At 43.7% G+C, this 13,127-nt stretch carries 10 protein-coding genes; 3 read left to right on the top strand and 7 right to left on the bottom strand.

The features are described 5' to 3' along the window. Positions 1 to 11: 11 nt before the first annotated feature. The 5 genes from nspC to MHI55_RS15325 all read right to left on the bottom strand — a co-directional run bounded on the left by nspC (position 12) and on the right by MHI55_RS15325 (position 6,445). Complete coding sequence (nspC, locus tag MHI55_RS15345; RefSeq protein ID WP_062834375.1) at positions 12 to 1,139, bottom strand: carboxynorspermidine decarboxylase; 1,128 nt, start codon at positions 1,137 to 1,139, stop codon at positions 12 to 14. 1 nt (position 1,140) lies between these two features. After that, positions 1,141 to 2,379 (bottom strand): saccharopine dehydrogenase family protein, encoded by a 1,239-nt coding sequence (locus tag MHI55_RS15340; protein WP_017688530.1) that lies wholly within the window; start codon positions 2,377 to 2,379, stop codon positions 1,141 to 1,143. 1,024 nt (positions 2,380 to 3,403) lie between these two features. Then, positions 3,404 to 3,877 carry an IS200/IS605 family transposase gene (gene tnpA / locus MHI55_RS15335; protein ID WP_340386860.1) on the bottom strand — a complete coding sequence of 158 codons (474 nt, stop codon included), beginning with the start codon at positions 3,875 to 3,877 and terminating at the stop codon, positions 3,404 to 3,406. A 197-nt stretch (positions 3,878 to 4,074) separates the two neighbouring features. After that, positions 4,075 to 5,334, bottom strand: a complete 1,260-nt coding sequence (locus MHI55_RS15330; protein WP_101313732.1) for a cytochrome P450 — start codon at positions 5,332 to 5,334, stop codon at positions 4,075 to 4,077. A gap of 217 nt (positions 5,335 to 5,551) precedes the next feature. Further along, positions 5,552 to 6,445 carry a TetR/AcrR family transcriptional regulator gene (locus MHI55_RS15325; protein ID WP_101313731.1) on the bottom strand — a complete coding sequence of 298 codons (894 nt, stop codon included), beginning with the start codon at positions 6,443 to 6,445 and terminating at the stop codon, positions 5,552 to 5,554. A 236-nt stretch (positions 6,446 to 6,681) separates the two neighbouring features. Here MHI55_RS15325 and MHI55_RS15320 point away from each other — a divergent pair, with 236 nt between their 5' ends. After that, positions 6,682 to 7,329 (top strand): TetR/AcrR family transcriptional regulator, encoded by a 648-nt coding sequence (locus MHI55_RS15320; protein ID WP_076253018.1) that lies wholly within the window; start codon positions 6,682 to 6,684, stop codon positions 7,327 to 7,329. A gap of 19 nt (positions 7,330 to 7,348) precedes the next feature. Further along, positions 7,349 to 9,673: an MMPL family transporter gene (locus tag MHI55_RS15315; RefSeq protein WP_101313730.1), complete on the top strand. Its 2,325-nt coding sequence runs from the start codon at positions 7,349 to 7,351 to the stop codon at positions 9,671 to 9,673. Positions 9,674 to 9,781: 108 nt separating this feature from the next. On the opposite strand, the gene MHI55_RS15310 is transcribed toward MHI55_RS15315, so the two are convergent. Both MHI55_RS15310 and MHI55_RS15305 read right to left on the bottom strand, forming a co-directional pair. Further along, positions 9,782 to 10,537 (bottom strand): gamma-glutamyl-gamma-aminobutyrate hydrolase family protein, encoded by a 756-nt coding sequence (locus MHI55_RS15310; protein WP_101313865.1) that lies wholly within the window; start codon positions 10,535 to 10,537, stop codon positions 9,782 to 9,784. Between the two features lie 215 nt (positions 10,538 to 10,752). Further along, complete coding sequence (locus tag MHI55_RS15305) at positions 10,753 to 11,952, bottom strand: MFS transporter (protein WP_101313729.1); 1,200 nt, start codon at positions 11,950 to 11,952, stop codon at positions 10,753 to 10,755. Between the two features lie 245 nt (positions 11,953 to 12,197). On the opposite strand from MHI55_RS15305, the gene MHI55_RS15300 reads away from it, so the two are divergent. Further along, positions 12,198 to 13,070, top strand: a complete 873-nt coding sequence (locus tag MHI55_RS15300; protein WP_101313728.1) for an AraC family transcriptional regulator — start codon at positions 12,198 to 12,200, stop codon at positions 13,068 to 13,070. Positions 13,071 to 13,127: the final 57 nt, after the last annotated feature.

Raw genomic sequence — 13,127 nt, 5'->3', positions numbered from 1 at the left:
TAATGAAGTAATTATGCCAGCCTCATTTTGAAATCCTGATATCCGAATTCGCGAACAACTTCGCAATCGCCGTCTTTTCTTTTGACTGCAATCGCTGGAAGCGGCATGCCGTTGAACGTATTGGTTTTCACCATGGAGTAAATCGCCATGTCCTCGAATACCAGACGGTCGCCTTCTTGCAAAGGCTGGTCGAATGAATAATCCCCAATTACGTCACCAGATAGACAGGTTTGTCCACCTAAGCGATACAGATGAGCCTTCTCGCCCACTTCTCCCGAACCGATCAGCGGCGGGCGATATGGCATTTCCAGCACATCCGGCATATGGCATGTAGCTGAAGTATCCAGAATGGCAATGTCCATACCGTTCTTATGGAAGTCCAGCACAGAAGTCACCAGATAACCCGCGTTCAGCGCAACAGCTTCTCCCGGCTCCAGATATACTTCCAGGCCATAGTCGTTCTGCATACGCTTGATGCATGCTTCCAGTCTTGGAATATCATAATCTTCACGTGTGATATGGTGTCCACCACCGAAGTTGATCCATTCCATTTGTGGCAACCATTGTCCGAACTTCTCGACCACTGCATTCAGCGTAGTCTCCAGATCATCGGAGTTTTGCTGACACAGTGTGTGGAAGTGCAGTCCGGAGACGCCTTCCAACAGGTCTGCATCGAAATCCTCCAGTTTTGCGCCAAAACGCGAACCTGGAGAACACGGATCGTAGATCTCATGTCCTTCTTGGGTAGAGCATTCAGGGTTGACGCGCAAGCCGACCTTACGGCCAGCTTGAAGCGCCTTATCCTTGAATTTTGCAAGCTGTGAAAATGAGTTGAAAATAATGTGGTCGCAGATGGAGAGAATCTCGTCGATCTCTTCTGCGCGGTATGCTGGAGCAAAGACATGATTCTCTTTGCCCATTTCCTCATGGCCCAGACGCGCTTCATACAAACCGCTTGCCGTTGCACCGCTCAGGTATTCTCCAATCAGCGGATACATCGCAGTCATGGAGAATGCTTTTTGAGCCAGCACGATTTTGGCACCTGTACGCTGCATAACACCGTTCAGGATTTTCAGGTTTTTCTCAATAAGCGCCTCGTCAACAACAAAACATGGTGTCGGTAATTGCTCGAACCGCATTTTAGCGAACAAGCTCCGATTCTTTAACTTCTTCTGGCAGCTCATCAACGAGTACCGGGTTGAAGTCTTCTACCCATGGGAGGCCCCATTTGTTCAACTCTTCCATGAATGGATCTGGGTTGAACTCTTCTACATTATATACGCCTGGTTTGTTCCATTTGCCTGTCATGACCATTGCTGCACCGATCATAGCTGGAACGCCTGTTGTGTACGAGATTGCTTGGGAACCAACTTCTTTGTAGCACTCTTGGTGATCACAGATATTGTATACATAATATGTTTTGTCTTGACCATCTTTTTTGCCTTTGAAAATACAACCGATGTTTGTTTTACCCACAGTACGTGGTCCAAGGGATGCTGGATCCGGCAGTACTGCTTTCAGGAATTGCAGTGGAATAATTTGTTTACCTTCATATTCAATAGGCTCGATTGAAGTCATGCCTACATTTTCAAGAGCTTTCAAGTGAGTCAGGTAGCTTTGACCAAATGTCATGAAGAAACGGATACGTTTCAGACCTGGCATGTTTTTTGCCAAAGATTCCAATTCCTCATGGTACAACAGGTACATGTCTTTCTCGCCAACTTCTTTGAAGTCGTAGACACGTTTGATTTCCATCGGTTTTGTTTCGATCCATTCACCATTCTCCCAGTATCTTCCGTTCGCAGATACTTCGCGAATGTTGATCTCAGGGTTGAAGTTGGTTGCGAACGGATAGCCATGGTCGCCGCCATTGCAGTCCAGAATGTCGATGTACTCAATTTCGTCAAAGTAGTGCTTCAGGGCATAAGCGGAGAATACACCAGTCACGCCTGGGTCAAATCCACTTCCGAGCAATGCAGTGATGCCTGCTTGTTCAAAACGCTCTTTGTAATCCCATTGCCAGCTGTATTCAAACTTCGCTGTATCATGTGGCTCATAGTTCGCTGTGTCCATGTAATTTGTTTTAGTTGCAAGACAAGCATCCATGATTGTCAGATCTTGATACGGCAAAGCAAGGTTCATAACGATATCAGGTTTAACTTCGTTGATCAGAGCGATCAGTTCGTCAACATTGTCAGCATCTACTTGTGCTGTTGTAATTTTTGTTTTTCCGCCGTCCAGCTTGGCTTTGAGTTCATCACATTTGGATTTTGTACGACTCGCGATGCAGATTTCCTCAAAAACTTCGCTGTTTTGAACGCATTTGTGTACTGCCACGGAAGCAACGCCGCCGGCGCCGATGATTAGTGCTTTTCCCATTTTACATTCTCCTATCCCAATATGTATTTTTTTTAATTGGTTTAATACGGTGACAACAAGACAACAAAAAAAGCAAGGTGAAAAATGCTCGCAATCGCGCATCATCACACTTGCTTATCGATATACATCATAAAAAAGACGTGAAGTCTCCATGACCAAAAAAGTTCACAAGAACTCCTTTGGCGGAAAGCTCCTTCATGTATATCAATATTGGATCAGAGTCTATATAGCAAATAATTCGCCTTTACCACTCTTATTGACCGTTTCACAAGTTGATGTGCAATTGCACTGGTTGTAAAGTAACCAACTTATAAAATTTGAGCTTTGAACTCAATCAATAAAGCAACGTAAGTTGCCAATCGGCGTTTGACCCGGCTGTCCGTATGGCCTTAACTTCCTGGTGAAGTGGTCAAAATTATCTGCTGGAAAGCTCTAATTCATATTGATAAATTAACTTCCCAAAATCACAGGTCTTACACTATCAGACGTTGAAAAAAAAATCAAGCAATTATCAAAAAAATAATTTTTTTTCCGGATAACGACTAGGAATGAAATTGATATCCTTCGAATAATTTCAAGCCTTCTGCGCTCAGTAATTCCCCCACTACTTCAGGTTTTTGAGGACTTTTCTCAAATACTTCTTCACACGAGATCATGATGTTGCCACCAGCAATTTCCGCTAATTGATCATGAGCCGAATGGTTCGTTTCCTTCTTTGCGAGCTTGCAGAGCAATCTCAATGGCTTTATGCATGAATTGTTCATCTTTATTCATAAGGTTTACCTCTACAACAAAATTTATGTACTCAATTTTATGTTTTTGCTTTAAGCATGTTCACTCCATGAAATGCTTCTTGTTCATCCCATTCTATCATCTATACAAATCAGGACCACCCGTCCAACGGGTGGTTTGCTCTTGGGGTATAACCCCCTGTTGCCAAACTGCGCCTAAAGACGCTAGCCTGACAGCAGGGCTGTTCAGGCTCAGTGTTATTTGTCACTTTCACTCACCAGTTAAACTGGTTTTACTTCTTTTTGCTCCGATGACTGCTGAATGGATCTTCGTATTCTTTTACGCTCAGCTTATCTAACGCTTGATCATGTGCTTCTTGTTCACGAATATACTTTCTTACCGTTGCTTCATTTAGACCCACTGTACTCACATAGTACCCTTCTGCCCAAAACTTTCGATTGCCGTATTTATACTTGAGCTGAGCATGCTTCTCGAATATCATTAGCGAACTTTTTCCCTTTAGATATCCCATGAACGTTGAGACAGCTATTTTCGGTGGAATCGCTACCAACATGTGAACATGATCGGGCATCATATGACCTTCTATAATTTCTACTCCCTTGTACTTACATAGACGTCTAAAAATTTCGATTAAGTCTTTTCTTACTTGATTATAGATTTCTTTCCGTCTATACTTCGGGGTGAATACAATGTGGTATTTGCACATCCACTTTGTGTGAGCTAGGCTATAGCTCTTGTTTGCCATCTAAGACCATTCCTTTCTTTGAGCCTGAACATCTCAATTTTATCGGAATGGTCTTGGTGGTCAAACCCTCGATCCCTCCACCCGCATAGCGGGTGGTTTTTTGTTTCGCGCGTTTCACGCACTCAACTGGCTAAAGCCATAATAAAGAGTATGACGAAAATTCGTCATACTCCAATGGGTTACACTAAGTTTATCTATTAAAATTTTACGGGCAATGCTGCCAATCCCTGTGATGACAAAGCAGAGTGCCAATGAATCTCTTCCTGAGGAATACTGAGCTGAATATCCGGTAGCCGACGTAAAAGCGTAGTAAACGCCACGTCCCCTTCTACACGAGCAAGTGGAGCGCCAAGACACATATGGATGCCGTGTCCAAAGGCCAAATGCCGTTTTATTTTGCGTTCAATATCCAATTCTTCTGGATCAGTGAATTGCTGTTCGTCCCGATTCGCTGATTTCAGGAGGGGAATCACAACATCTCCCTTTTGAATCAATTGTCCATCCAGCTCCGTGTCCTGTGTTGCATAACGAGGACCTGAGGAAGTCGCGGGTCCGTTATATCGTAGCAACTCCTCCACCGCAGAAGGAACCAGGTTCAGATCTTGTTTCAGTTGTTCCAGTTGTTCGGGATGGGTCAGAAGAAGATAAGAACCAGTTGCAATCAGATTGGAAGTTGTCTCATGTCCGGCAAATATCAATAACGTGATCATGGATATTAATTCATCTTCATTCAGTCGATCCCCCTCTTCCTCAATCGCAATCAATTGACTGATGAGGTCATCTGAAGGTTCTACTCGTTTGTTCGCCACAAGTTGTGAGGTGTACTCTGCGAATGATCGCAAGTGCTGCGCTACGGCAGGGTCCTGTTTACCAAAACCAAGACCTTTTGCAATGGCTTCAGACCATACATGAATCTGAGGTCGGTCTTCCTGAGGTATACCCAACATTTCGGAAATAACGTTTATTGGGAAAGGATAGGCATAGTCTTTTACAAGATCCATCTCTCCCTTTCCTTCGATTTGGTCAATCAACTCATCGGCAATTTCCTGGACGCGTGGACGCAGGCTTTCCATATATCTTGGCGTGAACGCTTTGGAAACCAGGCTACGCAATCTTCGGTGATCCGGTTCATCAACAAAGAGCATCGACTTTCCGGTAAAAAAAGTCTGGGGTTCCGATGAACCAAGCTCACCTGAGAGATTCTTTCGAATATCATTGCCACTATCAATAGAGTTCATATCTACCGTAAATCGAGAGTGATCTTTCAGCACTTCCATGGCAACGTCCATCCGAGTTACAATCCAGGTTTGCCCTGCTCCACCCATTGGATTAGGAATAGGGACAACGGAGCCTTTGGAACGCATCTGTGCAAACATGGCAAATGGATCTTTACTATTTTCTTCGCTAAACAAATTAAATTCTGCTTTTTCTGATGTCTGGTTATTCGAGTTATTCATATTAATCTTCCTTTCGAAGTGAAGTTATTCAAATCTATGGAAATATATGTTCATTTCGATTATATACTACTCGTATATTTAATTTCAAATATCATTGTTTAAAAAGCAAAAAGTAACTGTTATAACAACAATTAATTAATATACTAATAGTATATTAATTAATAACTAGAAGCATAAAAAAGCAAAAAAAGAGGTCGGCTACGAGCCAACCCCCATATTAATTACGATGCTTCACCAGTTCCAAATACCACCAACAGGCTTCGGTCAGTCTATTGGCTTCAGATTGAAACGCACTGGATTTGTACTCTTTGTGAAACGCTTGAAGCACCACTTCGATTACAGGAATATTTAAATCCTCTTGATCCTGTAATAGCGCTAAAAGCCCCTTCGAAAGTTGCTTCAATGATGCAGATTCCTTGGATTTTTGAACACGGTTGTTGAACTCATCAAATTCGATCAATACATTATCGATGTCCAGACCCATATCATGGTTACGCTCATCGGCATTCAGGAAATAGAGAGACTGAAAGTCGAAAATATGTTCATTTCTCTGATGCATTGTTCTTAGGATCACTTCAATGTACGTTAATACTTTGGGAACCACTTCGCTCCATACCGGTTTTTGCGTATTTAGACTTCTTGATGTGTTGGCAATCTGATGTAATATGCCGTAGCACAATATGGCCCCTTCGTTGGCATATAAGCTAATATCGTTCCCGTAAACCTGAATCAAGCGTGTGGACAGCCATTTTAGGTGAACTGTAGCCAGTTTGGCTGAGTTGATCTCCCCGGAATAAAAACCCGTCCAATATAATTCCCATACTCGCTCTTTATTAGGTACAGACATAGGAATCGCAATCTGATCTACAAGCAGGTCATAATCCGATGTATAGTGATTTTGTTCAAGCTCTTTGCGAATGAAAACATCCTCTTGCATACGCTGATCAATAATAGAATATAAACAGTCTTCTTTTGAACTGAAGAATTTGTAGAATGTGCCTTTGGATACACCCGATTGATCCAAGATCATCTGGATTGTTGTATTTGCATAGCTGTGCTCTAAAAATAGTGCAAGTGCTGTTTCCAATAAACTTTGTTTACGACTACTCATATCTCGTTATCGCCCCAAGTTTTTCTATTGATTTTAACATTCATTCCTCAGGAGTTGAAGCATTGATTCGCAGTATAGCTGTCATATAAAATAATTGCACAATGAGTAAATTTGCACAATGAGCAACTTGTTTGTTATGATAAACCTCACAAAGTGCATATTCAGTAAGTGTGCTCTTCTTAAAAGAATTAAACCATAGTCATTGGTATTGGAGGTGAACGCATAAGCGGAGAATAATGATCAAACGAAACTTGCGACATTTGAAGAAAGAAGCAACTGAAAAAGCACTTGCTAGTGCTGCATTTGAACTTACCCTTGAACATGGGCTTGATGGCTTTACGGTCGAAGATATCGTGCATCAGGTGGGTTGTTCCCGCAGAACATTTGCAAACTACTTCACATGTAAGGAAGAGGCAGTAGCCAGAGGCGCAATATCCGTTCAGAATACAACGGAACTCGAAGAGTTGCTCACCGAATTGCCCGACAACGTCTCCTTGCTTGACGTACTGTATAACCTGATCAAGATGCAGCTTACAACAGAACTAATAGGAAGACTTCATCAGCTACTATCGCTATCCCAGACCTATCCCGTGCTTGAACCGCATTACCTTGGAGCCATGCACCGGATGCAGACGCAGGCACAAGATACCTTATTAGACTTATCTAACGGGAAGTATGACGAGATCTATACTTATCTTTTGATCAACGCACTATATGGAACAATACTGCCATTAATTGATGGAAGACTCAATGTGTTACTGCCCGGACAAGTCATTACTGAAGATACCAAGCCCGGTGTTTTAACATTCGATCAATTTTTGGAAACCACGTTTAATCATTTACGGGCAGGATTTGAACATGCCAACCATCCACATTCATCATAGAGGAGTGTAAAATAGAGAAATGTCTACATTATTATACAGAGTGGGGAAAACCGCTTTTAGCAAACCTGCCTATTTCATCATTGGCTGGGTTTTAATTCTGGGAATTGTCATCTCCATGATCAGCATCAATGGTATTCACATCAGTTCCGAAATGAAGATTGAAGGCACAGAGTCACAGAAGGTTCTGGATCAATTGGCAAAAGAACTGCCTGCCGCCTCCGGCGGTCAAGGAAGTGTTGTCTTCAAAGCTCCAGACAACGAGCGTTTGGATACGCCTGAACGTTTGGCGGCCATGATGAAAGGTGTTAATGAAGTTTACGGATTAGACAAAGTCATTAACCCTGCGGACTATGCAGCTGAAGCGGGTAATTCGGGTGCTCAGGCGGAAATGGTTCAGAATGCTCAGGCTACTGATATGGCGCAATCCGCAACAACCACGCCTCCTCCCTATGGACCTTTGATGGTGGATGGTGTTCCTGTACCTGGCATGCTGATCTCTTCGGACGGCAGCATTGCACTGTTCCAGTTCCAATTTACAATTGAACAGTCTGCCATAACACAGGATGTATTTGATTCCGTTATTCAGTCCGTTATGACGGTAGAGCAAGGAACCAATATTAAGGTGTTGCCGGGCGAAACTCTCAAAACGGTATCGATTGGAGTCGGCTCGGCAGAGATTGTTGGACTGGTCATTGCTGTCATTGTATTGCTGATCACCCTTGGCTCCGTTGTTGCAGCAGGTCTGCCTCTGATCACTGCACTCCTAGGAGTTGCCATTGGAGTTGGTGGTGCGTTCTCCATCTCCAAATTCATCGAAATGCCTAGTGTCACTTCCGTTCTAGCTCTAATGGTTGGATTGGCTGTTGGAATCGACTATGCGCTCTTCATTGTTAATCGCCAGCGTCGAATGATCATTGATCAAGGCTTGAGCGCAAAAGAAGCAACGGCCAGAGCCATTGGTACATCGGGTAGCGCAGTATTTTTTGCCGGATTAACCGTCATTATTGCACTGTGCGGTATGCTTGTCATCGGTCTCACATTCTTGTCTACGATGGCTTTAGTCGCAGCTGCCACCGTGCTCATCAACGTATTTGTTGCTTTAACCCTGTTGCCGGCTTTACTGGGATTGGTAGGAGAACGCATCTGTTCCGCCAAAGCTCGTGAGAAAAGCGCGAAACATCCTAAAGCCACTAACCACGGAGTCGCGAACAGATGGGTGAAATTCGTTATCAAAAATCGTTGGGCTACCATTATCGCCATCATCGTCATTCTTGGTTTTGCCGCGACGCCGATCACCAAAATGGAAATGGGTATCCCCGGCGCTTCCTCAGCGAATCTGGATACAACTGCAAGACAAAGTTATGATGCCATCTCCGAAGGCTTCGGAGAAGGATTCAACGGACCCCTTATTCTGGTCGCAGAGCCTAATCAGTCTTCCGCAAAAGTTACACCGGAACTCTTGGGTGGTCTGGTGATGGAACTTCAAGGTCAGAATAACGTTGCACAAGTCACACCGCTTGGGATGACAGAAGATTTAGCTATTTTCAGTCTCATTCCAAAAACGGGTCCTAACGATAATCTCACTAAAACACTGGTCACTGATCTGCGCTCGGCTGATTCCGGCATCGCACAGACCTATGATGTGAAACTCGGAGTTACTGGACTCACAGCTGTTAACATCGATATGTCCGCCAAACTGGCGCAGGTGTTCCCTATTTATGTAGGCATTATTATCCTGTTGTCACTGATCATTCTGTTACTCGTATTCCGTTCGATCATCGTTCCCATCAAAGCAACAATTGGCTTCCTGCTTAGTATCCTGGCTACATTCGGGATCACCACTGCTGTATTCCAATGGGGCTGGCTGCATTCGCTCTTTGGTTTCGATACCGGCGGCCCGTTGCTGAGCTTTATGCCGATCATCGTAACAGGTATCCTGTATGGCCTGGCGATGGACTATCAAGTCTTCCTTGTGAGCTCCATGCGGGAATCCTATGTGCATGGTCATCGCGGGACCGAATCCGTTGTTCATGGGTACAATCAGGTAAGTCGCGTGGTTGTTGCCGCAGCAGTGATTATGGTCTCTGTATTTGCAGGATTTATATTCACTGACGATGTCATGATCAAGCAGATTGGTTTCACTTTGGCGGTAGGCATTCTGATTGATGCTTTTATCATCCGTATGGGCTTGGTCCCTGCCATCATGGCTATTTTCGGAGACAAAGCTTGGGCACTTCCAAAATGGCTGGATCGCATTCTACCAAACCTGGATGTTGAAGGCGAGAAGCTGATTGCTTCCCTGAATGCTGAAGAGCATGCCAACACGAAGTCTGGATCAAAATAATTCTGCCAATAGAACGGCGATACCATGATTACTATTACGACTGCATTAACCAATACAAAGACCTCCTCTGTTTTTATAAACAGGAGGTCTTTTTTTCTTTTTCACATTTTATGCGGTGATGTCTTCAATATGGATAGTATAGCGTGGGGATTTAGCAGCATTAACAAACGCCGCAAATAACTTCTGACTATAGTCATCTACTTTGTAGCTGTACTCTGGATGCCACTGCACAGCCAAAACAAACGAGCGGTTTGGCATGACCACGGATTCAACGAGTCCATCTTCAGCGACGGCCACAGCAGTTAACTTATCCGATAACATCTTGATTCCCTGATGGTGGTAGCTGTTCACTTTTATCGTATCAGTTTGCAAGATATCACGAAGCAAATTATTTTCCTCAATATGTACATCATGTACAAGATTCGTATACGGCGGACTTTGCTTATGATTAACGATCTTGTTCCCATGAAGTTGAAGGCTAGTGGGAATGTCTTGATATAAAGTTCCACCCAACATAACGTTAAATAGCTGCAGTCCACGGCATATGCCAAAGGTAGGTTTATCAAGCTCAATTACCTTTTGTAATAATATCGACTCCATCATATCGCGTTCAATACACAACTCTCCACAGGTAACCTCTGCATGCTCATGATACAGCTCAGGATTGAGATCATGTCCCCCGGTGAACAGGAACCCATCGAACTGATTAGCCAGCGTTGCTATGATCTCGATATCCGTTGTCAAAGGTAGCATAAGTGGAATCCCACCTGCTCCTTCTATGGCGTTCATATAATCTGGAAGCATCCAGTAACTTTTTTTGTCTGTATCATACAAAGGCAGAACACCGATCATCGGCTTTTTCATGGCATTACCTCCAAGCTTTTCATTCATTTTATCAGATCTCTTCATATATAAATTCACTGAATTATTGCATTATCCTACCTCTATCATCTACGAACCCGTTACATCCGGAATGCTGGAAAACTAAAAAAACAAACAAAGCCGTATAACAGCGACTTTGTTTGTAGTTCATATACCATATACACGCATTCATGCGTTTAGTCTAGACAGCATCTCATCTAAGCTGCTTTTACAGTGGTTGCTTCGTCTGAATTCACTTGGATGGAACGCTGACATATCAGGGTAACGACAAAAGCCAGCAAGGCAAGCATCACAGCAACTGAAGGCACCCACTGGAGACCACCCATATTAACGGCAATTCCCCCGACACCAGAGCCTAGCGCTATACCCACATTGGCCGCCACAGGCAGGAGTGTAGATGCAAATGCTTTGGACCCCGGCGCGATCGATCCTGACACATCAAACAAATATAACTGGGATGCCGCGCTCATGGAGGATGACAGACATCCAATCAGGAACAGAAACGCCAAGCCCATCCACACATTAGAAACGGTAAAACTCATGCCAAGGAACAGGATGGCTTGGATGACGAAAAGTCGCTTGAGCTTGGGCAGGAAGTCATCCTTGGCTATTTTGGCACCAATCCAGTTACTCAGTATGCTGCAGGCGCCATAGATCAGGAGTATGGCACTAATCCATTGTACTGGCACACCCATCGTCTCACTCAGGAGTGGCGTAATGTACGTAAAAACGACGAAAATACAGCTGTTTCCCAGTACAGGGATCAGACAGGCCAGCAATATCCGTGGTTTTAAAAAGAGAGACATCTGATCACTGAACGAACCTGCAATCGTTGTTGTTTGGCGTGGCAGAATACGGAACATGAACACCAGCGGCACAACACCTATGCATGCCGTAACAACAAACGTCATGGACCAACTCAGATGTTGTCCGATAAAAGTACCGAGCGGAACACCTAGCACATTAGCGATTGAAAATCCGCCCAGAATCCAGGCGATAGCTTCCCCTCTTCGCTCCCGGTTTACTGCGTCGCTTACGATCGAGATCGAAAGCGATATCGTAAGTCCACAAGCAACGGCCGACACGATGCGAATGGCCATCAGAGAAGAGAATGTTGTTGAGAACACGGTCAATAGATTTAATGCTAACACGATTGCAAATCCGATCAATATGGAACTTCTTCTGGATATTTTGGCCAAGAAAGCCACAGCAAATGGTGTACCCACTGCGTATGCAATCGCAAAACCGGAGACAAGCATACCCGCGGCAGCAAGTGATATTTTCATATAACTTTCAATTTCCTTCAACACACCCACAATGACATACTCGGTTGTTCCCAGTACAAAGCTAACAAGCGTAAGCGTTAAAATAAGTAGGTTCTCTCTATTTCTAGTCATAAATCAATACTCACTAATCCTTTCTATTGTTGCAAGCGCTTCAATTCTGTCTACGATCATTAATTCATGTATTTTCTGCTTTCCCATCCCTTCACTTTCGATATATAGTACATTTTGGATAGTGAAATTGTACTGTCAGATATACCATGGCGACAATCAAGGTTGTTGTGGTTTTATTGCAAAACATTATATATGTTGTCATTTCAACACAGACTTTCATTACAGATTCTGAAGGGAAGACATAGATGAATCCACACCACGAATCCGGCCAACGGCATCCAAATCGAGATTGCACCATTATTTATGTAGGAAAACTGGCCGACAATCCCCATTGGAGTTTTCCGACGCATAAACATGACGATCTGCATGAGATTATCTACGTAACTGAAGGCAAAGGATTGTTCACCATTGACGGTACCAAACACTGGGCTCAAAAAGGGGACATGCTCATATATAACAAGGGTACTCTTCACGAGGAGAAGTCCAATCCTGAATTCCCGTTATCCACCTTTTATTGCGGCTTTCGTTTTGCAGAAGGCACCCAGACCCTTGAGGATTGGGTCATCCCTCCCTCTAACAATCCGATCATTCGAGCCAACCGATATTCCGATGAGCTCCATTCGTTAATGCAGACTCTCTTCAATGAATTTTCAATCCGGGAACATGGATACGAGTCGATCTCTGGGCATGTCCTGAAAGCAATACTTCTGATCATCGATCGGCAGTCCCGTCAGCAGCTTCCTAGTGGGGAGATCGTTGAGAGCAATACCCTTGCTGAGAGCATTAAAGACTATTTGGATACCAACTATCGGCAAAACATTAAGCTCAAAGAATTGGCAGATCAATTTCATATCGATTTTTATTACTTAATTCATATGTATAAAAATCACTATGGCACTTCTCCTTATCATTACCTGATTCAACGAAGATTGGGTGAAGCCACCCGATTATTAGTCTCAACCAACAAAAAAATATGGGAAATTGCCAAACTGGTCGGTTACGATAACCCCAATTACTTTACGATTTTATTTACCAAAACGGTTGGTGAATCACCACGAAGTTTCCGAAAAAAGAATCAAAAGGATATGTTCGGGGATGAGGTGTCACATTCTTACTAATCGTACTACATGCAGAAAGGCGCTCCATTAGGGGAGCGCCTGGTGCTTTACATGTCT

Origin of the sequence: Paenibacillus sp. FSL E2-0151 (genome assembly GCF_037993015.1) — a bacterium.
In the GTDB taxonomy this organism is placed as follows: domain Bacteria; phylum Bacillota; class Bacilli; order Paenibacillales; family Paenibacillaceae; genus Paenibacillus; species Paenibacillus amylolyticus.
This window is presented reverse-complemented; position numbering and strand designations above follow the sequence as displayed.

Coding starts and splice junctions, on each gene's coding strand:
- nspC (WP_062834375.1), bottom strand. CDS start 1,139: ATGCGGTTCGAGCAATTACCGACACCATGTTTTGTTGTTGACGAGGCG.
- MHI55_RS15340 (WP_017688530.1), bottom strand. CDS start 2,379: ATGGGAAAAGCACTAATCATCGGCGCCGGCGGCGTTGCTTCCGTGGCA.
- tnpA (WP_340386860.1), bottom strand. CDS start 3,877: ATGGCAAACAAGAGCTATAGCCTAGCTCACACAAAGTGGATGTGCAAA.
- MHI55_RS15330 (WP_101313732.1), bottom strand. CDS start 5,334: ATGAATAACTCGAATAACCAGACATCAGAAAAAGCAGAATTTAATTTG.
- MHI55_RS15325 (WP_101313731.1), bottom strand. CDS start 6,445: ATGAGTAGTCGTAAACAAAGTTTATTGGAAACAGCACTTGCACTATTT.
- MHI55_RS15320 (WP_076253018.1), top strand. CDS start 6,682: ATGATCAAACGAAACTTGCGACATTTGAAGAAAGAAGCAACTGAAAAA.
- MHI55_RS15315 (WP_101313730.1), top strand. CDS start 7,349: ATGTCTACATTATTATACAGAGTGGGGAAAACCGCTTTTAGCAAACCT.
- MHI55_RS15310 (WP_101313865.1), bottom strand. CDS start 10,537: ATGAAAAAGCCGATGATCGGTGTTCTGCCTTTGTATGATACAGACAAA.
- MHI55_RS15305 (WP_101313729.1), bottom strand. CDS start 11,952: ATGACTAGAAATAGAGAGAACCTACTTATTTTAACGCTTACGCTTGTT.
- MHI55_RS15300 (WP_101313728.1), top strand. CDS start 12,198: ATGAATCCACACCACGAATCCGGCCAACGGCATCCAAATCGAGATTGC.